Genomic DNA, 26,049 nt, shown 5'->3' with positions numbered 1-26,049 from the left:
GAATAACGAGATTTTTTGGTAGAATGAGTGTGGGACATGTTCATCGTCTTTCTATACTGAGTTGGGGAATTCTAGTATATCAGATGAACATGTCTTTTCTGTTGCACTTTATTTTACAACGCGGGATGAATTTATTCTTTCTCTTTCCTGTATCATTTTGGATAAGATATTAATTGTTTTGTTATCTATTGGTACATATCTTTCAGATGAGTCGTTTTTTGCATTTGTCCATTTCCATGTTGATGTATTATAGCGTTTATGAGTGTGTAGATAATACTCTTCAAAATTTGTGTCGCTATCCAGTAAACCGATTATTTCTCCGTATCTCATACCTGTTTTTGCTATGGAGTATAGAATATAGTTTACGACGGATTCTTCATATTTTAGATTAGATTCTAAATACCTTATTAACTTATGGTAGTCATCCACACTATGAATGTATTTGTCTTCTGGTTTTTGTCCCTCTTTCCCAGCGAATAGCTCTACAGTGCTTGTAAAATCATCAATTACAATTTTATCTGATTGTGCTAACTTGATGGTTTTTCTGATTACTGAGTTTATTCTACTTAGATAGTCGTAGCCAACTGTTTCTCCATAAACATTCATAACCCGTTGATATTCACTTGCCTTAATATCAACAATAGCTCTATCACCAAAAAGACGCTTTAATGTTTCACCATAAATTTGGTAGTTTTTCTTTGTTTCTTGATATAACTTTTTCTTTGGTCGAATTTTTAAATCATACCATGTTTGAAACCAATCATAAAGTGAAGTATATCTATCCAGTGTATATCCTTGTCTTAATTTTTGTTGAATTTCTAATGCCACATTTTGTGCGTCACGTTTCGTCTTAAATCCTGACTGGTGCGCTACAGTTTTTCCTTCATTATCTCTAATTTCAAAAAAGAAGAGACCTGATTTTTGGTCTTTTCTAATGAGTGGATTGAATTGTGGAATATACAAAAGAACCTCCTTAGAATTTTACATGGAGAATTTCTTCAACTACACTGACTGGTACAGCTCCTAATCGTTTGTTGTTATAGAATTGAAATCCCTGATTAACAAGAATCATCTTTGCTTCATGAATCACCTTTCTTGCTGTCCCCTCCTTTAAACCTTGCTTCATAAGGTCATTTTTTGTAATAAGTTGTTTTTCCATTTTTTTATTCTCCATTTCTATTTTTATTTCCCAATCACGTACGTAAATTGACTAGCAGTTGCTTTATCAAAGATTCGGTAAGAAACAATTCCAAGTCCTTTGACGTTTGATTCTGAAATTAAAATAGAACCGTCGGACTTTACCTGCTATAGCGATAGGTAAAACTTTGATACTATCTCCATCTTTTCCCCCGCTCCACACCGTGCGTGCGACTTTCACCGCACACGGCGTTCCATCAATAGTGTATTATCACGATTTTGCTTTATCGTGCTATATTAATATGATTAACTTGATTATTCTAAGTTCAAATTTTCTTTCAATAGTGGTGGATTTCCTACTAGTTCACGCAACTGATTTAATGTGGTCAGTCCTGTACTACTTAAATGCAAAACCTGAAAGAGATTTTTGATAACCTTCTCATTTATTGCGTGAATCAGGCGATGAATATCTCGTCCAACAATGATAAGATTCCTATAAGAGTCATCCTTTGTTTCTGACCAAGGTCTCTTATAGTGACAATGAATATCATCCATATTCAATTCCTGACCAGTTACAGCACATTTCCCTTTTTGAGCTACAAATAAAGAAATTCGATTATCATTGTATTCAACTGTTGCACGCTTATTTATAATCGTGTGTTCTCTCAACCATTTTACTTTCCAAGTTTCAACGGATTCCTGTTGTTTATGAACCAATTTTCTCCCCTCAATAGTATACTTATTCAGATTCTTATTTCTTCCTTTTAGTGTTCTCGTCTTGACATAGCTAATTGGAAGAATTGGATAACCCATTAAGTACCGAATATTTTGAGATTGGAGGTAGGGGAGAACCCCTTTATCTTTTCCCTTATATTCTCCTATTTTTGTCAGACCTTTCGCCTGCAATCGATTTTTAAAAGAGATATAAAGCTGATAATGAATTTCTTCTAAATCCTTACTCACATGTGTTGCCATACTGTAGTAGTTGTGAATGCCGATAACCATACTATTATACTTCTGTATTTCGCGAATAATTGTTTCCTTAACCCCTTTAATTTGTATCAATTTCATCTGTTGTTTCAGTTGATGCTTAATACGTTTCTTGGCTTTCGGTGCTATATGATGAGAAAAACAGACAAAACGATTATTCTTAGAAACCAACTTTAAAGTAATCCCAAGGAATTCACTGCTTTTCTTTCTCAGATTGGTAATTTGAGATTTTTCCTCTAAAATAGGAAGGCTAAGTCGCTCTTTTAGCCACAATTTTACAGCCATAAAGGTTCGTTCTGCTTCGTTTCTATTTCGACAAAAGATTTTAAAATCATCCGCATATCGAACAATGTAAACTTCTTTTAGTGTCGTTGAAGTTCGCAACTTTCTGTACACATGTGACTTGTGTCTTGTTCCCTTGGAATTATATTGAGGAACTAATTCCTTACAATCTCTTTCTTCCCATTGTCGTCCTATCCACCAATCAAATTCATTAAGGTTAATGTTGGCAAGTAGTGGAGATAAGATACCTCCTTGTGGTGTGCCCTTAGTTGGATAGGCCACTTTTCCATTCGGAAGAACGATTGGTGCTTTTAACATTTTTCGAATAATCACTAGAAGTTGTTTATCTCGAATGCCTAATGTCCAGATTTGACGCATTAACTTAGTATGATTCACTTCATCAAAGAAACCTTTGATATCAACATCTACAACATAAGTCATATGACTTCTATTCATACGATACATACAGTCCATAATAGCGTTATCGGCTGACCGTAGAGGTCTAAATCCATAACTATGTTTGTAAAATTTAGCCTCACATATTGGTTCCAACACTTGTAAGACACACTGTTGGGCTACTCTATCCCACATCGAGGAAATACCAAGTGGTCTTCTCTCACCATTTGGCTTAGGAATCTCTACTCTTCTGACCTTTCTAGGTCTATAATGTTGAAATCTTCTTTGAACTTTAGATATAAAGTCTTCTTGGGTTAGCTTTTCTAAATCTTTAATGGTAACACCATCTACTCCTTCGGTTTGACTACCACTATTTCGTTTAATGGTACGATAAGCGAGTAGTATATTCTCGGGAGATATGATAATGTTCATTAAATTCTTAAAGTTGAATCCATTTTGACTTTTGGAATATAAATCGTCAAATATTTCGGTCATACCATAGTATTCCGCATACCGTAGTTTTTGACGTTTTAATAGTTTGTCATCATTTTTTTGTTTCGTCATGGTCTATCACTCCTCTCTTTGGATTTGTGACCTTTTATGTCCTACAAGAATCCATGAAATGATAAAGTTCATAACAATACACTATTGACTAGTGGCTGTTCCTCCAGTGTCATTACAACACCTTCATAGGTCATGCCACCACTCTCACTAGAGATTAAGGAAAGTTATGATTTCCTTTCCAATGTTTCTTTGGTTGTGCAACCTCCACATCTCTAGCTTTCGACGTTCCCTTATCTTTATCAATACTAAACGTAGGCGCCTAGCTATACCCCTTCAACTTTGATATGCCTGTAACATAACAAGGAATTTCATATCGTAGATTCTTACTTTTCCTCAAGTTGAAACAACCTACGTTGCTATACGCATTTCTACGTACTCGCCTTCGGAGCGTACATTCGCTGGTTCGTCAGTGCTCATACACATTCTCACCCTATTTAGTTTTTTATGACTCCCGACCTATCAGATACATATCCCACCTCTGGAACATTTTCGATTCTTAAACGATTAAGAATGACGGTATCTTTCATCCGACTTCATCGAGCTTCACACCCTTATCTTTGCACTAGATAAACGCATGTCGGAGTATTAGAGAAATCGTTTCCGGGCGTTACCCCTTCATTCCAATTTTCAAGATAAGAGTTCTCCATTCTCTCAAATTTTACCTGATTATCAAGTTGATTTTTCAAGAACGTTTCTAACCTTTTCAGTTAGAAACGTCTCGCACCTACAAAACCAACATGCCCGTAAGTTGGGTCTGAACCTGCTAACCCCAGAGAGATACTAAGGGCAGTATGCTCTGTAGGTGTATTCGTAGTTTGATAGCCTGCTTTGTACTGCCACTCACCACCATTTCCCATATATGGGTCAAAGCTTATGCCTAACTCTTTGGCACGATTATAAACAAACCACGTGCATTGTCCCCAAGGATAAGTTGCAGACGTATAGTTAGAGGTATCAATCGCCTTAGTAAGGCTATAGCCATCAGGAACGCCTTCAGCTGTCACCCCACCACCATCACGAGTTGTAGAATTCGTTTTGGTAGGTGCTTTAGGTGTTCCGCCGTACTCATCAATGTAAGTGTCAAGCTTTTCCATAACCTCGGCTCTCTTCTTACCTGTACCAGAAGTATCTGTAAAATAAACACCCCCATTGTTGAAGTATCTAACGTACCTTGAGCATAGGCTTTGGCTTTTTCGTCTTGAATTTTAAAAGTCTCATTCTTATTTTGAATGATAGTTACTTTAGTCAAAGCTGTAATAGCTGTCTCATCATTATAGTTGGTCGCATTGTTTGGATTAGAATCAAATGCTCCGTAACCAAGCATATTAGCCCCTTTTTGAGTGGCGACATAAAGAACTTTCCATCAAAGCAATAGCTACAATTGCTCGAACATCTAAACCAGAAGATTGTGACCATTGTAAAAGCTTGCTCCCATTGATACGGCTTTTATCATAGTTCATGCCTAATGTCGCTAAAAAGCCATCTAGCTGTTCAGATGTAATTCCATATCTATGAGTTAATAGATTGTGGGTGTAGGCATTATCAGTTGACCAATGGTCAACATAGGTTACGCCGTTAACTGTAGAAGAATTAGAGTTAGAATTAGCTCCTATAGTGCCTGCAATAATCATGACTAATAAAAAAGGGAACATCAGAAAACCTAAGAGACTAAGTGCAAAGATTTTTTTCTTCATAACTTTCTCCTTTAATCTTTGATATAAGCCGCAAACATAACTGTTCCAAAACGCCATCTGATATTAATAATTAAATGATTATCTTGTAATAACTTGAGATAGCTTCTTTTTCAGATTCATTTACAGGAAACAAGAGGAGAAAGTCAACAGACCGTCTTCTCTTCTCATAAGCTTGTCCTACTGCATTATCCACCGTCTGCTGTAAGTTTTGTGTATATAGATTCTGATATTCATTTAGCATTCTCCTCTCAATCGTTCCAATTCTTCCATAATATGATTACGACGGTGGATATTGGTGCGTAGCTTATCGTCAGGGGTCATGGTTTTGCGGTAGTTACGGATAAAGGCATTTGACCCTTGATCTTGGTACATAGCTTCCTCATCTTTGTAGCTGTCTAGTTGTGTTTCCAACTTACTTACTTTGCGTTTCTCTTTCCAAGACAGACGCTTTCTACGACGTTCTTCAAACTCTGCTTGTTCAGGTGAAGAAGAATTCTCTGTGAATACCGTTTGTGTGGTGGAAAAGGATTGTTGATAATCGTTCTCCGGGGCTTCCGTTTTGTTTTTAAAATTGGTTTGTTCTTCATCAGAAGTTGGTTTTTGAGACTGTTTATAATAGGTATCTGAATGGTCAGCATTCTTATTATCAGAATAGAAGTCCTTCTGGTTAGGTATATCTGTTGTTGGTTGGTGCTTAGAAAAGAAGTTTTTGACGTGCTTCCCAGAGTTTGCAACAACCCCAGCACCTAACCCAGCACCAGCCAGAAAGAAATTTCCAGATTTTTGAGCCATCTTAAAGGCGTTATTTGTTTGTTGAGGTAATTGGGTAATGCGGTCTTTTCCTTCTGCAAGCATGGAATCAATTTCATTAACTATAATACGAGCACGTGACCCTAAAAGAAGTTCTAAGAGCTCACCTTGTATTTCCATAAAAGCAAATAGATAACTGTCTTAGCTATTACTGAAATCATGAGGGAGAATAGGAGCTTAAAGGTTGATAACGATGAAAAGGATTCGATTACCTTATCAAAACCACTAGTAATCACCTTTTCTATCATTTTTTCAAGGTAGAGAATGACTAGGGTTAATAGCCCTGTAATTGCTGGAAAGGCGAGCCCTCCAAACATGGACTTTAAAGACCCCAAAGAGAATAGCCTGCATCCTAGGAATAAAAGAAACCAGAAGGGCAATCGGAAACAGCAGAATCATGATAAGGACAAGGGCTTGGGCAATGAGGTTCAAGAGTTGAATTAAGACGATTGGAACAGCTAAAATAAAAGCTTCTAACATTTTAAAGAGCACATAGAAGAGTTTGATAGGGATATAATCTGCGACCGCAGAAACCCATCTGTTTTTTTCTTTATCACCATTGGCACCATCTCCTATATCAAGATATTTGTACCTATCGGAGGTAGAAACAGCTTTAAACTTTCCTAAATCGTCAATACTACCAAGAACCCTGGAATCATCAAAAGGTTCCTCTTTTCCTGTTTGACGGTCTTTGTATTTTCCATTTTCTTGTCCAGTGTTAACGAATAGATAGGCTTTATATGAAGTCTCGGCAATATAGCTGTCTGCTACAAAATTTCCAACCGACACGCTTTGGTTTTCTCTATAGGAAACAGAGATGGACGAAACTTTACTGAGAGCAGTTTGAGAAATATTATCAATGGTATTAAGCAAGTAAAGCCCACCAGAGGTTCCTGAAATTGTTCCGAACCAGCTAAATCCTAGGAGGACTACTAAAAGGACATGAAGGGTTTTTCGTGAAAAATTCCCTTTTGAGAAAGCAAATTGAAAAAAGAGATAAAATCCTAATCCCAGTAGAAAGAGGAATGCTAGGGAAGTTTGGGCGATACTTCCTGTGGTTGAACCTGTAAAACCTTGCCAGATGGCTTTAGCACCGTCATAAACGTACTGCTTATAGGTATCATAAAGGTTGATATTTTCTAATAGGCGAATGGTGATGGAAAAGAAACCGACAATCAGATTCAGTAAGAAAAATGGGAAGTTGACATGACCATTACCCAAATTCCCCCAGCTTGTTTCCTCCATATAGGACTTTAAAGCGAAAATGTCAATGCCTTTTAATTTTTCAAATGCTTCTTGCACAGTATCACCTCCTTATACCGCATATTTGTTTTCAAGATTAGAGGACACTGTTGCCTTCATTGGTTTTAAGAGAGGGTCAATGCCGTCAAAGATATTGTAAACGGAAATCATGTTAAGGTTTCCATAAACATCTTTATAAAGACATTGTCCTGAAATCATATTTTTGAGCCATTCTAAGTTTTCCTCATTAGCTGTTAGACCAACATGTTCCAAAATGTCAGGGAGTTCATTGTCTTCTTTAAAGGCGAAGAGTGTTCCAAAACCTGTGGTATCGTCATCACCCTCTGCGTCATGAACAGACTGGGTGATTAAGCACAGGATATTGTTATAAAAACGTCCAACACGACGCATGGACTGAATGACCGCACGACCTTCGGCGGATTTCATAAGCACCCAAGCCTCGTCAAAAAATTCAATGGTATCTTCGTTGCGATTCAATTCCCCAAAGCGGGTGCAGAAAGCTCCTAAGGCAAACATAAGAGCTGTTGAATTGATTTCTTTATCTTCTGGTGTAACATCTTGTTTATTATCCTTGTTATCAGGTAGAGATAGGTCTGCGACCTCTAAAACGGTCACCCGTTTGTCATAAGAAAGCCCTTGGACATTGCCGTTAGAAAAAGCTAATTCCAAGATAGAATTTTCTACGATAGAGGTCAGATACTCTCCGACTTCAAAAACATTATTATCTTGACTGCTAGTCAGCTCCTTAAGCACATGTTTTAGTCCCACAATTTCTCCTGCTTGACGTTGTGCCACAACTTTATTAATAGCCCGTGAAATAGCTGTCATTTGTTTCATAGATACTTGAATGCGCTTGTTAGAAAAGATAAGGTAGTTAAGCATATTTTTTGAAACGGAAACAGCGTCGTCTTTATCCAACATGACAATAGGGTCAAGTGTTCCGTGGTTAGATTTAACCTTACTATCAAGCGTGATAAAGTTAATATTTTGGATATGTTGGGCAAGTTTTGGATAGTGCTTGATAAAATTAGGATTTTGAGCAATTGTCTCAAAATGTTTACGGATTGACCGTTTAGGGTCAACGTACAAACATTTCACATTTGGAAGAGAGGTTAGAAGAAAGATAAGCTCTGCCAAAAAAGATTTCCCTTCCCCAGTCGCTCCTGTAATAAGAATGTGGGGATTTTTGGTTCGTTTTCCTGAAATCCCTTCTTTGTTTCCGACTGTTGCATTAAAGAGTACCATATTTTTTGAACCTTCTTGAGCTTTTTCAAGGTTTTCCCAGCGACCAGTCCAATTATCTACCCGCCAATATGCCCGCCAATCCGATTACCAGAAGATGTATTGGTAAAAGGCATGAGTTCTGCAAATCCTCTAGGTGTGACATAATGTACCCATGTTCTAGTCTTGTTTTGCAAGGGCTGGCTGTAAAGCAAGGATTGGAATAAATAAGGGGTATCGTGACTAGCTTCACTAATTTCAACGTGCATATCTTCAAAGTAGCTAAGAACAACTTGACGACGACGGCGTAGTTGGGATAGGCTAGAAGCAGAGATGATTAAATAGGCTCCGTATTCAATAATCTCTTCTTTTCCACCGACTTTTTTCATAAGGTCTTTTAGAGACATAGAGCCTAAAATAATTTCATCTTGTTGGACAGTGTCGGTGCTTTCGGCTTCATTCATGATATTACGGTAACGAGTATTAGAACGTCCCATACGTCCTTTTAAACTATTCTTATTCATGAACTCTGCCTTAATCCGTAGTTCTACAGGGAAGTTAAACCGTTGGACAAGCTCTCCCAGATAAAAATCGTTAAAAATGACAGGTATTTTCGCAATGGGCAGAATAGTCACAAAAGAAGAACCGTAGGGACTTTCTAGTTTGAGAAAACCATTTAACAAAGTATCTGTTACATTTACTAATGAACGATTAGCAGTCACTTCTTGTTTGAGGTGTGGAATGTAGCGGAGATACTGCATGCGTTGGTAGTAGAAGAGTTCTTCATTGGTCAAGCGTTGGGCACGTAAAGCTGATAGAGCTTGATAGACTGTCGCTTCACTAGCCAGATAGTTTTCATACCAATTGTTAGGAATATCGAGCTGAAACCCTAAGCTATTTGCCAGTAATTCAGTCATTTCTGAGTAGCGCTCAATAGCTAGTTCTTGAACACTTGTCCCTTGGTCTTCTTTGAAAAGATTAACCCCAATCAGCCAGTCAAACTGATAAGGGATTTCCATTTCGGTGGTTAAGCTAGTGATGGATTCCTCTAACAGTTCTTTTCCGAGTTCTTGACTATCTGGGGCAAGGGCTTTTGAGAATTCAGTCATTTTTTTCCAAGAGGTAATCTTTAGGAATCAGAGAAAGTTCAAAGGACTTATTTTTTGTCAATTTTTTAATCAGTTGGGTGATAGTCAGTTTGTGTTTATCTTTCTTCCCTTTATCGGTAATGGTAATAGGGGTGTTGGGGACACGGTAAAATGCCATGACTGCTTTATCAGTTTGCATGGCGAGGTTCTCATGTGTTTTGATAATCGGGTAGAGTAATTTTATAGCCATTTAGCCTCCTTTACAAGTCGGTTTTTTCAAAAATAATGTCGTCATAGGTGTGAACCCGTTCTCCTTGATAGATGGCTCTACGATTAAGACGGAAGTCAATCAGATAACGGATATAATCCAAGAGAAAGATGTGCAGTTTCTTTCCTTGAGGTTCGTATTCAGTATAGGATTTAGCCAACTTATAAGGAATGTACCAGTAAAGATACCACGAAATGGAATGTGTCCATTTACCAAGGGTAGTAAGGATTGGGCTTAGAAGCGTCAGCATGAGGATTAGCACAAGGGCGAAAACCACGAAAAAGGAGAGTTGCATAGGGGTCGCAAAGTACCACAGGCGCTTTCCTTTTTGGGTTTTGATTTCTTGAATCCAGTAGGGGGCATTTATCCCCCTAGCATAATCATAGAGTGGTTCTTTATCCATGGCTTACAACCCTGTTTCAATCCCAAAAAGACGGAGGAACCAGCCTAGAACACTAAGCAGTTATCGTCCGCCACCTGTGAGCGAAGCAATCACCGCATAGAAAATCAATGTAGAAAAGAGTCGCCCCAAGAACTATTTTTCCAAGCCATAAGAATCAGAAGAATAGCTCCAGCTGTGATAAACCAGAAACCATCACCTTGTAGCCATGTTTGAAGATTAGATGAAGTCATAAAATTTCTCCTTTGTTTTTATTATTTTGTATAAGCGTAATTAGTTGGTATTGTGTGATTCAACTGATTCACATAGTAAGATTTTCCCTTCTTAGAAAGGGTTAGGGTGAAGTTTTCAGAATGGGTACTGCCTGATACATCAAACGTTACTTGAGCATAGGCAATGATATTTTCTTTCTCTTCCTTATAGTAGGTGTAGTCCAAAGTCTTAAAGGTCGTATTTTCTAACATGGGTACACCATCAGAAATCAAATCTAAATTGCTTTGGTCAGTAGTATAGTTGATGAAAAAGAGTTCCAAGAACTTGTCGAGCTTTTCTTTGCTTTGGGTTGATAAATGGTCGTCGTTTCCAAGTTCAAGTGTAGTTTTTACCTCATCTGCTTGATTATCGGTCAAGTTTGAGAACCAAGGTAAGCCAGAAACATAGTATCCATTCCCTGTGTTAGTAAATGGGATATTAAAATCGATACTTAGCTTTTTCTCAACATTATCTTTCTCTTCTTTGACCAGCTGGATATAATGAACTTCATAGGTGGCCACATTGGCTTCTATCTTTAGTAGTCGAGACTAGTTTAGTTTACTTGGTGTTTTGGTTTGACCTTGTGAAAGAATATTAGGTTCGGCTCCATAAAATTCAAGAAGCTTTTTGGCTTGTGTTGCTTGACCATCAGAATCTTCTGGAATGGTGAAGTAGTAATAGACAAAATCATTGAGATAATACTGGAGGCGATTATCAACCGTTGGCGTCGTTGAAGCAGTAGGCGTAGTTTTCTTGGCTTTTGACACAGCATTTTCAAGGTTTGTCACTTTACTAGATAAAGTCATGGCTTGAATGCTACCTAAGAGCCCCACAAGCAAAACAAAAGCCAACCCTGATAGAACAGTAAGATTAACTGTTTTCTTATTAGCCTTCAGAAGCCTTGGACGTCCTTTCTTTTTAGGACGCCTAGTGTAATGCCCTAGGAAGTATTTGAATTGGTCACAGAATTGTTTTAGTTTAGTCATATGTTCCCTTTCTACTGATTTGCTAGTTCAATCAATTTATTTCCTTTGGCATAGAGTTGCTTATGTAATTTATTGATTTCCCCGTTGATGTAATAATAGCCTGATAGTTCTTTGCGAATAGGTTCAATAAAGCCAGCGGGTAGCTGTTGGGCTTCTTCGGATTTAAGCAGGCTATTCAGCTCGCCAGCTTTTGTCCATGATTCTTTATCGTTGTGCGATTTCATCAGTTCTCCGAGCTCTATTGAGATAGCTTTGATTTTCTTTTCCATTGGTGATAGTGTTGCCATGTGTAATTCCTCCATCAATTCCGGTTGTTTTTCTGAAACAATTTGTCTAAAAAGAGTGACAAGCTGTGTTGTCATATTTCGGTTGAAATCCAAGACTTGACCCTCTAAGGTGAAATAAGCGTGTTGGTAGTGGGGAGAGAAATCACCGTTAATAGTTTCCCGTGCAAAAGCATCTAAGAAATACTCTTTTTCTTCCATCAGGATAATGTAAAGATTCCAAAATTCATTTTTGTCGGGAAGGCAAGTGATTCCTTCATAGATTTTTTTATAACACTCATTCGTCATCTTCCACTAAGTCGTTGTATCCGAGAGCTCTAAAGATAAAATCATCATTAAACCAGAGCCAGTCGTTAATTTCAACTTGCGTTGGTGTGGTTCCTGAAAATAACTCTTCACAAAGGTTAGTTAACTCCTCTATATCGCCTCTTTCTTTTACGGTTGCTAGTGTTCGTGCGCCACCAGACCACGCTTGAAATTGGTCAATACTATTCAACTCTACTTTGTATTCCATAGTGTCGTCCTCCTTATATTACTAATTGTGCATAGCTAGTCATGACTACTAACTCAGCTATCCACCTGACATTTTCAGTCATGTCTTTCACGGTTCTTGTTGTTAGCTCATCAAAAAAAGGCTGTCTCGCTTCTTGACGTGTAGCCTTCTTAATAGCATTTTGTCTGTGGTCATCATTATCAAAGTTTTTATCTCTAAAGTGTTCTACGTACTTTAGTTCAGAGTCTTTCTTGGGTTGAACATAAAGTAGTCCCCAATAGTCAATCAAATCTTTCACTAGGTCAATGTCATAAAAGGAAAGATAGTAATTTTCATAGGTTTGTGGGAAGGCTTTAGTCTGGATAGGTCGATTGAATTTTTCGGGAATATTGAATGGTTTATATCTGTCCGATAACATAGTCAAACGCCACCCGTTTTGTTCACAAATGTCTTCTGCCAGCTTGGTGTGATTATTACTCAAATAGGCTTCGGAGATAATTTCAGAGAGTTCATCAGTTTGATAAACCATATCTGCAATCTTCATTAATTTCAAGGCGCTTGAGACTTGTTTAGTGACCCAATGCTTAGTTTTAGCATAGTCAATTTGACGTGGTCTGGTCACAAATTTAAAGCCTTCTTGTGTTCCTAACAGATTATCCCACTCATTATCATAATGTCCATGCCAATCTTTTACCTCGAAGTAATTGTTTAGGATTCTAGCACCAATTCGGGTCAAATCTTTTTCCGTAGTATACCATTCTTTGAAGACATCAAAGGCCTTGGTATCGTGAAGTTCAATCTCATAACGGTTTTTGTAGTTGTAAACCTCACGGATATAGGCGACAGACACATCTTTGAGAAGAGCTTGCTCGTAATCTTTTTGATAAAAACGAATCATTAAGCTGGATTGCCGACTACCAAAATTCAAGGTCAAACCTTGATTGATAAAGCGATTTTCTACTTTTTTAAGTCCTTCAATAGCTGTGAAAGTGCGTATCTTTTTCATGATGATTTTGTTGTCAAAGATACGAGCTTTTATATCGAATAAATCCAGATTCCCTGATTCTTTGTATAACTCATCAAGAGCAATATCAAATCGAGGAAAGGCTAAGAAATCTTCCAAAGGTCTGTCTTTACATGATGTTTTCTGCAAAGCAAAAAACATCATGTAAAAACGAAAACCAATCCTGACCTTGTTTGAGGAGAATCAATTCTAATTCTCGACAACCACTACCCGTCAAGTCAATAAGTGTTCCAGCCTCTACTTTCTTTTCAGTATCGGAGTAGAGGATACGGATAGAACCGTAAGTCACCATGTGAGAATAACTGTAGAGGCTTTTATCTTCCAGAAAGAAATCAGCTGGTTTAAGTTTTAAGACCTGTTCAATGACAGTCTTAAAGTCCAAAGTTTTGAAACGGATTTTCAACCAGTCCACGGTACTTTCGAGTTTTGTTTCAGATTTTCGGTTAAGAAAATGGGCTAAGTTTTCTTCAAATTCTGGGGTAATGTTTCGTTGTCCTTGTTCAATATTGCGATAGTTAAAGTAACTATAGCCGATAATGGCCGCCATTTTCTTTTGAGTGAATCCTAAATCAAGTCTGATACGTTTTAATTCAATGTTCGTCAGCAATCTTTTTAATCTCCTTTCAGTAAACAAAAAAAGCAATCAATTATCCGTTGATTGCTCTTATTTGTAGTGGTCTCTAAAAGACAAGAAGTAAACTTCATCTTGTTCCACCATATAAACTAATCGGTGTTCATCTGTAATGCGACGAGACCAAGCTCCTGAGTAACGGTATTTTAAAGGTTCGGGTTTTCCGATTCCCTCAAAAGGATTCCGTTTAATATCTTCAATGAGACGATTGACACGTTTAAGCGTCTTTTTATCTTCCTGTTGCCAAGATAGGTAGTCTTTCCAAGCTTGTTCAGTAAAGTTAAACATCTTCCACCTCTAGTAATTGGTGTTGAGCAACTTTCTTTTGCTTAACTTCTTCCATTCCTGATAGAACCTTGTCTGAAAGGTACTCGTTATTCATTAGGCGAATGCTTTCTTGAATACTATCCCAATTTTCTTTGGATAAGACCACAATATTTTCATCGGGGTTTTTATTGACAACCATTAGAGCCTCATATTCATCATTTACCTTCTTCATGTAATTCTTTAAATTATTTCTAAAATTTGAATAGACTACAGCTTCCATTTTATATCACCTCACTTTAGAACTATCCTTATTATAACACTTGACAAGAAATTGTACAAGTGTTTGTTTTCTGTGTTGATACTAGCTAGGCTAGTAGTAGGGACAAGAACAGCCTTTTAAGGACTTGTGTTAGTTTTACCCCCCCTATTAGTATCGGGAGGTTAAGCCCTTTTGGGGCGTGCCTAGGGCACACCCCAAAACGCCCGCTTGTCAGCTCGGTCGGGCAGGTCGGACGGGCGTAGCCCTGACCTTGACCTTCGTGCTTACGCTGGCTCAGGAGGTGTTTCAAAGTGTTGAAGGACAACTTGCTTATAGGGCAAGTCAGCCTGTTCTTTCTCTGTTACAATTTCCTCCAACAAAGCCCTATCTGCTTCATCTAGCAGAATACGGTTATCCTCTCTTCTGAATGTATAGTCCTGTTCTTCTATGTATTTCACAAGGTTTCGTAAGGTTGAAATGGGCACATCAAATTCTTTGGCAAAGTCATTCAGAGGAAGGAGGGGAGATTCTGCTTGTTCAACGGACAAGTCAGATGATGACGGTTGAGTAGTTTCTGTTGTTTCTAATAGTGGGTCATCTAAGACGGGTAGTTTCTTGTATTCCTCAAAGAAAGAAAAGCCTTCCTCAAAGGGAACAGTAGGTGAATAAAATTCTCTAGCCACCTCCCCACCGTTTGCAATATAACCACGACCGAAAATCTCCTCTCCGTCAATTTCATCAATCTTTTTGAAAACTTTATTTGCGTTAGCGTCCCCAAACATCATTTTATTACCAGTATCTTCTAAGTGACCAACAGAAATCCGTTTCATAAATTGGTCACGTAAAGACGTTTTGAGGTATTCTCCGTCAGGACGTTGCATAGCAACAATCATGATGACTCCAGATTGGCGACCTTTTAAAATCAATTCTGTTAGGTATTCGATAAAGTCTCCAGATGACTGGTAATCCCGTTCTAGTTTAGCCGCTAAGGCTGCCAATTCATCAATGACAATAAAACGAGGCTTCAGTCCGTAAGCATAATACTTTTTCCCTGCCTGATAGCCAGAGTGACTAGTCATGTAATCATAACGTTTATCCATTTCCTGCTCAGCACGCTTTAAATAAGCTAACATTTCTTGTTTATCCCAGTAAACCCGCCCTTTAAAGACAGGAATCTGTTTCAATCCAACAAAGTCAGAGCGCTTCGGGTCAAGAATTTCTGCATAACCAATTTGTGCCAAGACCCAAATCAAAATCATCAAGAGAACCGTTTTACCGCCACCCGTTCCACCACCAATCAGCAAGTGTGGGTGTTTATTGAAATCCCAATAGACATCTTTCATTAGATAGATGCTTTTTTCAGTCATCTTAACATCAAAGATAGATAAGCGACCTGAAAATTGGTCAATGGCAATGGTGTAGGACACGTAGCCTTTGGTAAATTGCTTATTCATAAAGTCTCCGTCAAACATAATTTCAAGAGGCTTTTCAAGAGCAATAAAACGGTCTTGGAATCGGCTACCTTGGAGCTGAAAACTAACAGTAACGCTAAAACGGTCACGTTTAACATAGACTTTAGGTAATGTTAATCGTTCAACTATCCCCTTATCAGTCTTGATTTTCTTAACCTTTACTAAGTTATTTTCTAACAGGAAATGTGACACAATTCGCAAGCTATCCAGCCGATTAAAATATATATCAATAATAAAATAGACAAGGTTTCTAAGCCTTGTCTATTTTTTGCCTAAGCGTTCAAATGCACATTTGCTAAATTTAAGGGGAATAAAGTAAAAAATACTTGATTTTTATATATTTTCATGATAAAATTAACTAGTTAATTAATCAGTTAAGGATTGGTATAGGAAATGGAACAATTAGCTCATCAGATTGATCGGAGTTTACATGAGATTATACTGAGTTCAGAGAATCAGTTAGAGATTTTGGTGGGATCTTGCCAGAGCGGGATGCGTCTGACCAATACGCAAGAACATATTTTGATGTTAATTGAAAACAATGCTTTTACGAATAAGGAGATTGCAAAGCAGCTAAATGTGAGTCAGGCGGCGATTACAAAAGCGATTAAGGCTTTGATTGCGCAGGATTTACTGGTGGCAGTTCGAGATAGTCGTGATGCGCGGATTGTACGGTATAGCTTGACAGAATTAGCAAAACCGATTGCCGAGGAGCATGCCCATCACCATGCCCAGACGCTTGCTTCTTATGAGGATTTGGTGGGACAGTATTCAGAAGAGGAGCAGGCGATTATCGGTCATTTTTTGACAGAGTTAGTAAAGAAGATTCGGAAGGAAGTATGAGATATATTACAGTAGAAGATTTATCATTTGTCTATGATCAAGAACCGGTCTTGGAGCATATTCATTATCATCTGGACAGTGGAGAGTTTGTAACTTTGACAGGTGAAAATGGAGCGGCAAAGACGACCTTGATGAAGGCAACATTAGGTATTTTAAAGCCTAAACGGGGAAAGGTGACGATTGCAGAGACGAGTATCAGTGGGAAAAAGTTGAGAATGGCCTATCTGCCTCAGCAGATTGCGAGTTTCAATGCTGGTTTTCCAAGTACGGTCTATGAATTTGTAAAATCTGGGCGCTACCCGCGGCAGGGTTGGTTTCGTAGGTTGACGAGCCACGATGAGGAACACATTCGGACGAGTCTAGAGTCTGTTGGGATGTGGGAGCACAATGATAAGCGGCTCGGTTCCTTGAGCGGTGGTCAGAAGCAACGGGCAGTGATTGCTCGGATGTTTGCTTCAGATCCAGATATTTTTATCTTGGATGAGCCGACAACAGGAATGGATAGTGGGACTAAGGCAGCCTTTTATGAATTGATGCACCACAGTGCGAAAAAGCATGGCAAGTCGGTTTTAATGATTACGCATGATGCAGATGAATTGCGTGACTATGCGGATCGAAACATTTATCTGGTTCGAGATCAAGCGTCTCCTTGGCGTTGTTTCAATGTTCATGACAAAGATGAGGAGGTGACGCATGGTTAATGTGTTTGATTTTTCAATCTTCCATTATGAATTTATGCAGCGGTCCTTCTTGGCGATTATGGCCATGAGTCTGTTTTCTCCAATCTTGGGAATTTTTCTCATTTTACGGCGCCAGAGTTTGATGAGCGATACGCTCAGTCACGTGTCGCTTGCAGGGGTGGCTTTTGGGCTTGTTTTAGGCATTTCACCGACGATTTCCACCATGTTGGTGGTCATTGTAGCGGCCATCTTTTTGGAATACTTGCGGACCTTATATAAGAGCTTTATGGAGATTGGGACGGCGATTCTCATGTCCACAGGTCTAGCGGTGTCCTTGATTGTCATGAGCCGTTCAGGTGGTAAGAGTAGCTTGAGTTTAGAGCAGTATTTATTTGGCTCCATTGTGACGATTAGCCAGGAGCAGGTGATTGCTCTGTTTGCGATTGCGTTGGTAGTGCTGGTTTTGACCTTACTCTTTTTACGACCGATGTATATTTTGACCTTTGATGAAGATACAGCTTTTGTAGATGGATTGCCAGTTCGTGCCATCTCTATTGCCTTTAATGTAGTGACAGGAGTGGCGATTGCGCTGATGATTCCGGCAGCAGGAGCCTTGCTGGTGTCCACGATTATGGTCTTACCAGCCTCTATTGCACTTCGCTTAGGGAAGAGCTTTAAAATGGTGATTGGTATTGGGATGGTGATTGGCTTTGTCGGCATGCTTTCTGGTCTATTCATGTCGTATTATGCGGAAACGCCAGCCAGTGCAAGTATTACCTTAGTTTTTATCAGTATCTTTTTGTTGGTGAATGTGGTTAATAAATTTAAAAAATAGGAGAAAAAGATGAAAAAAATTTTAGCATGTCTTGCGGGCTTATTAGCCTTGTTCTTGGTGGCTTGTGGTTCAGAAAGCACATCAAAAAATAAGAATATTCAGGTGGTGACGACCTTTTATCCAGTCTATGAATTTACCAAGCAAGTGGTAGGGGAAGAAGTAGATGTTTCGCTTCTCGTAAAAGCAGGGACAGAGCCCCATGATTTTGAGCCCTCGGCGAAAAATATCGCAGAAATCCAAGAAGCAGATGTCTTTGTCTATGAAAATGAAAATATGGAAACTTGGGTGCCAGATGTTTTGAAGTCGATTGACGACCAGAAAGTCAAGGTCGTTAAAGCGACGGAGGGCATGTTGCTCTTGCCTGGTGGAGAAGAAGAAGGGGAGCATGAACATGATAAAGAAGGTCATCACCATGATTATGACCCTCATGTCTGGCTCTCTCCAGAACGAGCTATCCGCTTGGTAGCAACTATTCGAGACAGCTTGGTTGCCAAGTATCCAGAGAAAAAAGAAGTGTTCGAAAAGAATGCTGCGGCTTACATCACAAAGCTGGAAATGCTACACGCAAGCTATCAAAAGAGCTTATCGGCTGCTAAGCAGAAATACTTTGTGACCCAGCATACTGCCTTTGCTTATTTGGCCTTGGACTATGGCTTGGAGCAGGTATCGATTACAGGTGTGTCAGCTGATCAAGAGCCGACCCCATCTCGCTTGGCTGAATTAACCAAGTATATCAAACAATATGGAATCAAGTATATTTACTTTGAAGAAAATGCTTCAAAAGCAGTAGCAGAAACCCTGTCAAAAGAAACAGGTGTGGAATTGGCGGTCTTAAATCCATTGGAAAGTCTGACCGATGAAGATGTGGAAAATGGAGCGGATTACATTTCTGTCATGGAAGAAAATCTGAAAGCCTTGGAAAAGACAACGAATCAGGTTGGAGCTGAGATTTTACCAGAAGAGGGGGCAGAAACAGAAAAGACCATCTATGCTGGCTATTTTGAAGATAGTGCTGTCAAAGACCGTACCTTGTCGGATTATGCGGGAGAATGGCAATCTGTCTATCCCTACTTGCTAGATGGCACTCTGGATCAAGTCTTTGATTACAAGGCGAAGTTGAGCGGTAAAATGACGGCAGAAGAATACAAAACATACTATGACAAGGGCTACAAGACCGATGTGGAGCAGATTCGTATTATCGATGATACCATGGAATTTGTGGTCAAGGGACAAGCTGAAAAGCATAGCTACAAGTATGTCGGCTATCAAATTTTGACCTACAAGAAAGGAAATCGCGGGGTGCGCTTCTTGTTTGAAGCAACAGATGCCGATGCAGAACGTTTCAAGTATGTGCAATTTAGTGACCATAATATTGCCCCAACCAAAACAGGACATTTCCATATCTTCTTTGGTGGAGATAGCCAAGAGAAATTGCTTGAAGAGCTTGATAATTGGCCAACCTATTATCCTGATGGAATGACAGGCCTTGACATTGGTCAAGAAATGTTGGCACATTAAAAGGATACAGAAAAAGACTGGACGACAAGGTTCAGTCTTTTCTCGCCTTCTCTGAGTAGGAATAGTTGACAAATTTTGACTACAAGCGTAAACTTTAGAATGAAGGAGGTATCGCTATGGAACAGATGATGTCGGCTGCGGAGTGGCAAGTGATGCGGGTGATTTGGGCGCATCCAGCTTCTACATCCAACCAGATTATTGCGGCCTTACAGGAAGGGTTTGATTGGCAGGCTACAACGATTAAGACACTTTTGGGACGCTTGCGCCAAAAAGCTTATTTGGAAATGAAAAAGGAAGGTCGTCAGTATCACTATTATCCTTTAGTGCAGGAAAAGGAACACGTGCAGCTGCAACTGCAGATCTTGCTAGATACCATGTGTTCGACCAAGAATGGAGCATTGGTCGGCCAGATCCTTGAAATGGGCAGTTTTTCGCGTGCTGATTTAGAGGAGTTGCGAGAGCGAATAGAGCATCAGCTCCCAACGGCACCAGAAAGTCTAGAATGTCATTGCTTGGCAGGTCAATGTACCTGTCACTGTCATGAAGGGAGCAAACAGCATGCAAGTAGTTAAACTAAAAAATCTATCCTGTCAACATTGTGTCAAACACGTTACGGAGCATTTCAAGGCTATGCCGGGTGTAGAAAAAGTGATGATCGATTTGGAGCACCAAGTAGCAAGCGTTGAGACAAGTATGCATCATTCTTTGGCTGATTACCAAGCCAGCCTAGCTGATACAGTGTATGAAGCCGTAGGGCTTGGGTAGAACAGTCAGACCGTCAGGCGCTGGACGAATTTGTTTAAACGATATAGTCTTTTGAATGAACTTTGATACATCGTCACTTTCGATTTGCTGTACCCAGTACTATCTGTCCGCGTCTCGGTTCTTTGTCAGAAAGTTCATTCATTTGACTATAAAATGTAACGAGGTTGGGACAAAAGTCCAACCCTAAGTATAAAAAAGCGAACAAAACTAGTTTTCTACCCCTCAGAATTCTATTTTGTTCGCTTTTTGTATCTAATTTATCAATTTGAAGATTTGATGATAAAGAATCTCAAAAATCAAAATCTTTTTGTCCCAGCCTTGTTCTTGCTTTCCCAACTAAAATATCAGCTGAGATAGTAATCTCTGATAAGCTTGACCAGTCAATAGCCCCTTTCTCCACATGAAAGAGGAGTGGTGTCATGGCAAGGAGTGCAGTCTGGCTTGATTTGGTCAAGTGATAGGTCTTCGTTGCAGAGATACAATCTTCTATCTCAAGCTGTTCCTTAAAATGATCCACAATATCTTGATTGCTGTAATCGGCTTTTTGCCCCTTCTCACGGATTTCTTTTAGGTGATGTGAGGTTGGAATGGCCTTAAACACCCTGCCTTTCGGAGCGAGGACGCGTCTGAACTCTTGATAGTGGGCAGGCGAGAAAATATCGAGCAAAATGTCCATGCTCCTATTCTTTATTGGCAGTTGCGCCAAATCTGCGACAAACCAGTTGATGGCTTGCCCTTGATTGCTTTTAGCAGCGAGTTGGACCGAATGTTTGGACAAATCAAAGGCGTAGAAATCTTTTTCAGGAAATGTCTCTTTTAGGTGGCGCGTGTAATAGCCCTCGCCACAACCGACATCAAGAATGTGACTGTGCTCTGGCAAGTCCTTTAGGAAATCGCTCAGGGTCTGTAGAATATGCTGGTAGTAGCCTGCTTCTAGGACCTGTTGTCGCTGCTGGAAATTTTCTTTGTCGTAGGTTTTTGATTGCCTGATGTGGGGAGCGAGATTGACATAGCCAAACTTGCTGATGTCAAAGCAGTGCCCTTTGGGGCACATCAAGCTCTGCTCCACAAGACGTAGCTGCTCTTGGCAAAGTGGGCAGATAAACTTGCTGGTAGCTTGTGCAAAACGTAAAAACTTTGAAGACATTAAAGAGACCTCAGGGATTGTTCTAAAGTGTGACGAGAGTAGGCGAGAGGCTTGAGGTCAATGCTGTCCCAAAAGCCATCGTCTTTGGTTCGTGGAATGAGATGGGAGTGGAAGTGTGTTCCCCTATCCATTAGCTCCTTATCATTACGAACGAGGGTCACACCGTCAATCGGAAGAGTTTCTTCCATCATTCGTATGACTTTCTGCTCCAGCTCGGCCAGTTCGTGAAGGCTAGGGAGTGGTAATTCAGCAAGGCTAGTAAAATGCCTTTTACTGATGATTAGTAGATGCCCTGTTTGAATCGGATCAATATCCCAAACTAGCTTGAAATGCTCGGCCTGATAGATAATCTGTTTTTCTAAAATATCGTGACAAAAGATGCAGTGCATGAGAGGTCTCCTTTCTGAATGTTTAGATAGGGAAAACTGGGACTAGGCCCAGTTTTTTGATGTTTAGTATGTTAGAACGAAGTATTTTTTCTTCCCGCGACGGATAACGGTTAATTCGTTTTCGATCTTGTCTCCGTCTGTCAGCATGTAATCAAGGTCTTGTACGCGATCGCCGTTGATGTAGATAGCGCCGTTTTGGACATCCTCGCGAGCTTGGCGTTTTGAGTTAACCACACCTGCTGTGACAAGAAGTTCCACGATATTGAGGTGATCATCTGCTGTCACCGTGTAATTTGGTACGCCATGAAGTCCTTGTTTGAGTTCTTTGACAGAAAGATTTTTGATATTGCCTGCAAAGAGTTGCTCGGTGATATTGAGCGCTTCTTGGTAGGCTGTTTCACCATGTACCAAAGTCACAACTTCACGGGCAAGGATTTTCTGCGCTAGGCGCTCATGTGGTGCTGCCTCAAATTGCTGACGGATTTCGTCGATTTCATCAAGTGGTAAGAAGGTGAAAATCTTCAAAAAACGAATGGCATCTGCGTCCATGACATTCATCCAGAATTGGTACATTTCGTACGGAGAAGTCTTGTCAGCGTTGAGCCAAACAGCGTTTCCTTCTGATTTTCCGAATTTCTTACCAGTTGCATCGGTAATGAGCGGGACGGTGATGACATGTCCAGTCTTATCTGCCTTGCGGCGGAGCAATTCTGTTCCGGCAGTCATATTGCCCCATTGGTCACTTCCTCCGATTTGGAGGGTAATGTTGTGCAAGCGATTGAGCTCGTAGAAGTCAAAACCTTGCATGATTTGGTAGGCAAATTCGGTGTAGGAAATCCCTGTTTCAATCCGTTTTTTGACAGACTCCTTGCTCATCATGTAGTTGACAGTGAAGTATTTTCCGACATCGCGCAAGAAATCAATAAAGCTGATGCTGCCGAACCAATCATAGTTGTTGGTCATGACAGCCTTGTTATCGCCAGTTTCAAAATCAAGAAAACGTTCCAATTGGGCCTGGATACTTTTCACCCAGCCATCAACGGTATCTTTAGTTTGTAGGCTACGTTCTGCGTCTTTAAATGACGGATCGCCAATCAAGCCAGTTGCGCCTCCCACGAGTGGATAGGGCTTGTGTCCAGCTAACTGCAAGTGACGGCAGACTAGGATTGGCACCAAATGTCCTAAGTGCAGGCTATCAGCTGTTGGATCGTAGCCTGAATAATAAGAGACTTGACCTTCTTCTAAGGCTTTTCGCAAAGCGTCTTCATCTGTAGTTTGAAAGACCAAACCACGCTCTTTTAGCTCATCAAAAATGTGCATGTCTCTTCTCCTTTTTAAGTTTTTTTCATTAGCTTCCATTGTACCATATTTTAAGATAAATCGCGTAGGAAATTTTCGTCAAAAGATAAAAAATATGATAAAATAGGGAAGATAAGGAGTTATCTATGACGACTAAATTACCCAAAGAAAAGAAAGAAACGAAAGAGATTGTTCCTTTGACAATCAGTGATATAGCCGGTATTGCTTTAAGAACCTTAAAACTATTAGTAGATTTTGGAGCTATAGTAGTGTTCTTGTTGGGAGTGCTAGGAGCGGGCCTTGGGCTGGGCTATGTTGCTAGTCTTTTTGATAGTGTAACGATGCCTGATTCGACAAAATTAGTGCAGCAAGTGACAGAAGTCAGCCGTATTTCGAAAGTTGTTTATTCAGATGGTAGTCTGGTTTCAGAAATTAGTTCCGATTTGTTGCGCTCTCCAGTCAATGGTGATGCGATTTCTGATAATGTCAAACACGCAGTCATTGCAACGGAAGATGCAACTTTTGAAAGTCATACTGGTGTCGTGCCGAAAGCGGTTTTGCGCGCGGCGCTCGGATCAGCTGGTGTTGGCTCATCAAGTGGTGGTTCAACCTTGACCCAACAGCTAATCAAGCAACAAATTGTGGGAGATGCGCCAACATTTAGCCGGAAAGCAAATGAAATCATCTCGGCTCTTGTTCTTGAACGTGCCATGAGTAAGGAAGAAATTTTAACAACCTATCTCAATGTTTCACCGTTTGGGCGCAACAATCAAGGACGCAACATTGCAGGCATTGAGGAGGCGGCGCGTGGTATTTTTGGGAAGTCTGCTAAAGACTTAACGGTTCCGCAAGCAGCTTTTATTGCAGGATTACCACAGAGTCCAATTGTGTATTCGCCTTATACCGCTAGCGGTGGTTTTAAATCCGAAGAGGATATGGCCTACGGGATTGAGCGTTCAAAAGATGTTTTGTTTAATATGTATCGCTCAGGCTATATCAATAAAGAAGATTACGAGACCTATCTTGCCTATGACATTAAGAAGGATTTTATCGCGCCAGCGCCGATTTTAAAAGATACAAAGGATTACTTGTATTATGCGGTCTTGTCAGAGGCAGAGGACATCATGTATCGTCACTTGATTAAGAGAGATCAGGTATCTAGTCAGGATTTGAAGAATGATGAGACGGTGAAAGCTTACAAAGATTTAGCAAAACAAGCCCTGAGCCAAGGTGGCTATACGGTGACGAGTACGGTTAATAAAAATATTTACGGGGCTATGCAGTCTGTTGTAGCTAACTATGGCGAGGTACTCGATAGCGGTGGTGGCTTGGTGGAGACAGGAAGTGTTCTCCTAGACAATCGAACAGGAGCTATTTTAGGATTTGTAGGAGGTCGAGATTACAGCTCAAACCAGAATAACCATGCCCTGAATACCAAGCGATCTCCGGGGTCTACTATTAAGCCTTTTCTAGCTTATGGGGTCGCTATTGACCAAGGGCTAATGGGTTCAGCTAGTGTCCTATCCAATTATCCAACGACCTTCTCTGATGGAACACCTATTATGCACGTAAATAGTAGGGGGACAGGGATAATGACGTTACAAAATGCCTTGAATGTGTCAGCCAATATCCCAGCCTTTTGGACTTACAAAATGCTGCGAAATGCGGGCGTTGATGTTAAATCCTACATGGATAAGATGAACTATGATATTGATTTGTACGATATTGAAAGTCTGCCATTAGGGGGTGGAGTTGAAACAACAGTTGCCGCTAACACAAATGCCTATCAGGCTCTTGCAAATGGTGGTGTCTACAATGAAAACTATATTGTAGAGAAAATTACGGCTCATGACGGAACGGTAATCTATCAACATGAGGCAAAACCTGTCCAAGTTTACTCCAAGGCGACATCCAGTATCATGATGATGTTGTTGAGAGGAGCCTTGGCCTCAGGAGAAACCTCTACATTTTCTAGTCGCTTAGCTGGGATTAATCCACAGGCTTCAGCTAGTGATTTGGTTGGGAAGACAGGGACGAGTAACGATACAGTAGATGTCTGGCTCATGTTAGCAACGCCAAAGATTACCTTGGGGACATGGGCTGGTCATGATGACAACACAGGTATGGAGTTCCTGGCGGGCTATCACAACAATTCTGCCTATGTTGCTTATCTAACAAGTGCCATCTATGAGACGAGTCCAGAGTTATTCGAAGGACGATTCGAGTTGGATGCTAGCGTGATTGCATCAAGTGTCCTAGCTTCTACTGGAACGCGACCAGCTACCGTTCAGGTAAACGGTGTGCCAATTACGCCAGGCGGAGCGATGACAACCAGCTATTGGGCTAAGAATGGTGCCCCAATTACCGACTACAAGTTTATGATTGGTGGGACAGATGGCGACTATACCAAAGCATGGAGTACCTTTGCTCCTCCTGCGCCACCTAAACCAAAACCAAAATCTTCCTCAAGTAAAACTTCGTCGTCATCAGACACTAAGCCGTCTTCAAGTAGTGAAGCCAATCGCTAATATTGAAATAGGAACAAAGGAGTTAGCTAGTCGCTAGCTTCTTTGTTTGCTTGTCCAACCCAAGTTTTGCCTATGACTGTTTGTCAAGTGCTATCTCAAAAACCAACGCCGACCTAACTGGAAAAGAAAGAAAGGGAAAAGGCTTGAAAAATCAAGGGAAATAGTGTATAATAACTCTATATTATTTGTCGTGCGTCTTGTTTGAAATATTGTCCAAACAAGGCTTACAGCAGTTAAATCATACTTGGTTAAGGAAGATTTAGC

At 40.1% G+C, this 26,049-nt stretch carries 21 protein-coding genes and 7 pseudogenes; 7 read left to right on the top strand and 21 right to left on the bottom strand.

The window, feature by feature from the left end:
* Positions 1 to 111: 111 nt before the first annotated feature.
* The 18 genes and pseudogenes from E4T82_RS09870 to E4T82_RS09785 form a co-directional block, all read right to left on the bottom strand.
* Positions 112 to 963, bottom strand: a pseudogene (locus E4T82_RS09870) (site-specific integrase); the annotation flags it as partial.
* Positions 964 to 973: 10 nt separating this feature from the next.
* Positions 974 to 1,159 (bottom strand): DUF3173 domain-containing protein, encoded by a 186-nt coding sequence (locus E4T82_RS09865; protein WP_135182654.1) that lies wholly within the window; start codon positions 1,157 to 1,159, stop codon positions 974 to 976.
* A 23-nt stretch (positions 1,160 to 1,182) separates the two neighbouring features.
* Positions 1,183 to 1,305 (bottom strand): annotated as a pseudogene (locus tag E4T82_RS09860) (phage tail tip lysozyme); the annotation flags it as partial.
* Positions 1,306 to 1,452: 147 nt separating this feature from the next.
* A complete protein-coding gene (ltrA, locus tag E4T82_RS09855) occupies positions 1,453 to 3,369 on the bottom strand; it encodes a group II intron reverse transcriptase/maturase (RefSeq protein ID WP_135182653.1) in 1,917 nt (638 codons plus the stop codon).
* A 725-nt stretch (positions 3,370 to 4,094) separates the two neighbouring features.
* Positions 4,095 to 5,000 (bottom strand): annotated as a pseudogene (locus E4T82_RS09845) (CHAP domain-containing protein); the annotation flags it as partial.
* A 297-nt stretch (positions 5,001 to 5,297) separates the two neighbouring features.
* Positions 5,298 to 7,175, bottom strand: a pseudogene (locus E4T82_RS09835) (conjugal transfer protein).
* A 12-nt stretch (positions 7,176 to 7,187) separates the two neighbouring features.
* A pseudogene (locus tag E4T82_RS09830) lies at positions 7,188 to 9,695 on the bottom strand (ATP-binding protein).
* A gap of 10 nt (positions 9,696 to 9,705) precedes the next feature.
* The gene (locus E4T82_RS09825; protein WP_135182652.1) at positions 9,706 to 10,116 is read right to left on the bottom strand and encodes a conjugal transfer protein; all 411 of its coding nucleotides are present in this window, start codon (positions 10,114 to 10,116) and stop codon (positions 9,706 to 9,708) included.
* Between the two features lie 104 nt (positions 10,117 to 10,220).
* The gene (locus E4T82_RS13045) at positions 10,221 to 10,346 is read right to left on the bottom strand and encodes a hypothetical protein (protein ID WP_265588329.1); all 126 of its coding nucleotides are present in this window, start codon (positions 10,344 to 10,346) and stop codon (positions 10,221 to 10,223) included.
* A 21-nt stretch (positions 10,347 to 10,367) separates the two neighbouring features.
* Complete coding sequence (locus tag E4T82_RS12860) at positions 10,368 to 10,898, bottom strand: conjugal transfer protein (RefSeq protein WP_322783543.1); 531 nt, start codon at positions 10,896 to 10,898, stop codon at positions 10,368 to 10,370.
* A gap of 15 nt (positions 10,899 to 10,913) precedes the next feature.
* Positions 10,914 to 11,351: a hypothetical protein gene (locus tag E4T82_RS12855; RefSeq protein ID WP_228065140.1), complete on the bottom strand. Its 438-nt coding sequence runs from the start codon at positions 11,349 to 11,351 to the stop codon at positions 10,914 to 10,916.
* 11 nt (positions 11,352 to 11,362) lie between these two features.
* Positions 11,363 to 11,923 (bottom strand): conjugal transfer protein, encoded by a 561-nt coding sequence (locus E4T82_RS09815; RefSeq protein ID WP_135182651.1) that lies wholly within the window; start codon positions 11,921 to 11,923, stop codon positions 11,363 to 11,365.
* The gene (locus E4T82_RS09810; RefSeq protein ID WP_135182650.1) at positions 11,913 to 12,149 is read right to left on the bottom strand and encodes a hypothetical protein; all 237 of its coding nucleotides are present in this window, start codon (positions 12,147 to 12,149) and stop codon (positions 11,913 to 11,915) included. Before E4T82_RS09810 ends, E4T82_RS09815 begins: the two co-directional genes overlap by 11 nt.
* A 13-nt stretch (positions 12,150 to 12,162) precedes the next feature.
* Complete coding sequence (locus tag E4T82_RS13105; protein ID WP_135182649.1) at positions 12,163 to 12,546, bottom strand: hypothetical protein; 384 nt, start codon at positions 12,544 to 12,546, stop codon at positions 12,163 to 12,165.
* Positions 12,527 to 13,759, bottom strand: a pseudogene (locus tag E4T82_RS09800) (replication initiation factor domain-containing protein). The gene E4T82_RS13105 and the pseudogene E4T82_RS09800 overlap by 20 nt, the downstream one beginning before the upstream one ends.
* 57 nt (positions 13,760 to 13,816) lie before the next feature.
* Complete coding sequence (locus tag E4T82_RS09795; RefSeq protein ID WP_135182648.1) at positions 13,817 to 14,071, bottom strand: Txe/YoeB family addiction module toxin; 255 nt, start codon at positions 14,069 to 14,071, stop codon at positions 13,817 to 13,819.
* Complete coding sequence (locus E4T82_RS09790; RefSeq protein WP_135182647.1) at positions 14,064 to 14,330, bottom strand: type II toxin-antitoxin system Phd/YefM family antitoxin; 267 nt, start codon at positions 14,328 to 14,330, stop codon at positions 14,064 to 14,066. Before E4T82_RS09790 ends, E4T82_RS09795 begins: the two co-directional genes overlap by 8 nt.
* Positions 14,331 to 14,593: 263 nt before the next feature.
* Positions 14,594 to 16,006: pseudogene (locus tag E4T82_RS09785) on the bottom strand (FtsK/SpoIIIE domain-containing protein); the annotation flags it as partial.
* A gap of 168 nt (positions 16,007 to 16,174) precedes the next feature.
* Between E4T82_RS09785 and E4T82_RS09780 the strand changes: the two are divergent.
* The 6 genes from E4T82_RS09780 to E4T82_RS09755 all read left to right on the top strand — a co-directional run bounded on the left by E4T82_RS09780 (position 16,175) and on the right by E4T82_RS09755 (position 20,422).
* Positions 16,175 to 16,624 (top strand): zinc-dependent MarR family transcriptional regulator, encoded by a 450-nt coding sequence (locus tag E4T82_RS09780; protein WP_135182646.1) that lies wholly within the window; start codon positions 16,175 to 16,177, stop codon positions 16,622 to 16,624.
* Positions 16,621 to 17,325 carry a metal ABC transporter ATP-binding protein gene (locus tag E4T82_RS09775; protein ID WP_135182645.1) on the top strand — a complete coding sequence of 235 codons (705 nt, stop codon included), beginning with the start codon at positions 16,621 to 16,623 and terminating at the stop codon, positions 17,323 to 17,325. The genes E4T82_RS09780 and E4T82_RS09775 overlap by 4 nt, the downstream gene beginning before the upstream one ends.
* Positions 17,318 to 18,139, top strand: coding sequence for a metal ABC transporter permease (locus E4T82_RS09770; RefSeq protein ID WP_167753611.1), 822 nt, complete (start codon positions 17,318 to 17,320; stop codon positions 18,137 to 18,139). Before E4T82_RS09775 ends, E4T82_RS09770 begins: the two co-directional genes overlap by 8 nt.
* Positions 18,140 to 18,148: 9 nt before the next feature.
* Positions 18,149 to 19,657 (top strand): zinc ABC transporter substrate-binding protein AdcA, encoded by a 1,509-nt coding sequence (locus E4T82_RS09765; RefSeq protein ID WP_135182644.1) that lies wholly within the window; start codon positions 18,149 to 18,151, stop codon positions 19,655 to 19,657.
* Between the two features lie 116 nt (positions 19,658 to 19,773).
* The gene (locus tag E4T82_RS09760) at positions 19,774 to 20,229 is read left to right on the top strand and encodes a CopY/TcrY family copper transport repressor (protein WP_135182643.1); all 456 of its coding nucleotides are present in this window, start codon (positions 19,774 to 19,776) and stop codon (positions 20,227 to 20,229) included.
* A complete protein-coding gene (locus E4T82_RS09755) occupies positions 20,216 to 20,422 on the top strand; it encodes a heavy-metal-associated domain-containing protein (RefSeq protein WP_135182642.1) in 207 nt (68 codons plus the stop codon). Before E4T82_RS09760 ends, E4T82_RS09755 begins: the two co-directional genes overlap by 14 nt.
* A 289-nt stretch (positions 20,423 to 20,711) precedes the next feature.
* On the opposite strand, the gene E4T82_RS09750 is transcribed toward E4T82_RS09755, so the two are convergent.
* The 3 genes from E4T82_RS09750 to tyrS all read right to left on the bottom strand — a co-directional run bounded on the left by E4T82_RS09750 (position 20,712) and on the right by tyrS (position 23,278).
* Positions 20,712 to 21,569 (bottom strand): methyltransferase domain-containing protein, encoded by an 858-nt coding sequence (locus tag E4T82_RS09750; RefSeq protein ID WP_135182641.1) that lies wholly within the window; start codon positions 21,567 to 21,569, stop codon positions 20,712 to 20,714.
* A complete protein-coding gene (locus E4T82_RS09745; RefSeq protein WP_135182640.1) occupies positions 21,569 to 21,958 on the bottom strand; it encodes an HIT family protein in 390 nt (129 codons plus the stop codon). The genes E4T82_RS09750 and E4T82_RS09745 overlap by 1 nt, the downstream gene beginning before the upstream one ends.
* A 63-nt stretch (positions 21,959 to 22,021) precedes the next feature.
* Complete coding sequence (gene tyrS, locus E4T82_RS09740) at positions 22,022 to 23,278, bottom strand: tyrosine--tRNA ligase (protein WP_135182639.1); 1,257 nt, start codon at positions 23,276 to 23,278, stop codon at positions 22,022 to 22,024.
* A gap of 125 nt (positions 23,279 to 23,403) precedes the next feature.
* Between tyrS and pbp1b the strand changes: the two genes are divergently transcribed.
* Positions 23,404 to 25,785 carry a penicillin-binding protein PBP1B gene (pbp1b, locus tag E4T82_RS09735; RefSeq protein ID WP_135182638.1) on the top strand — a complete coding sequence of 794 codons (2,382 nt, stop codon included), beginning with the start codon at positions 23,404 to 23,406 and terminating at the stop codon, positions 25,783 to 25,785.
* The last annotated feature ends 264 nt before the right edge of the window (positions 25,786 to 26,049 follow it).

It is taken from the genome of Streptococcus cuniculi (assembly GCF_004570575.1).
In the GTDB taxonomy this organism is placed as follows: Bacteria; Bacillota; Bacilli; order Lactobacillales; family Streptococcaceae; genus Streptococcus; species Streptococcus cuniculi_A.
The sequence above is the reverse complement of the archived record's forward strand: the minus strand, read 5'-3'. Positions and strand labels throughout refer to the sequence as shown.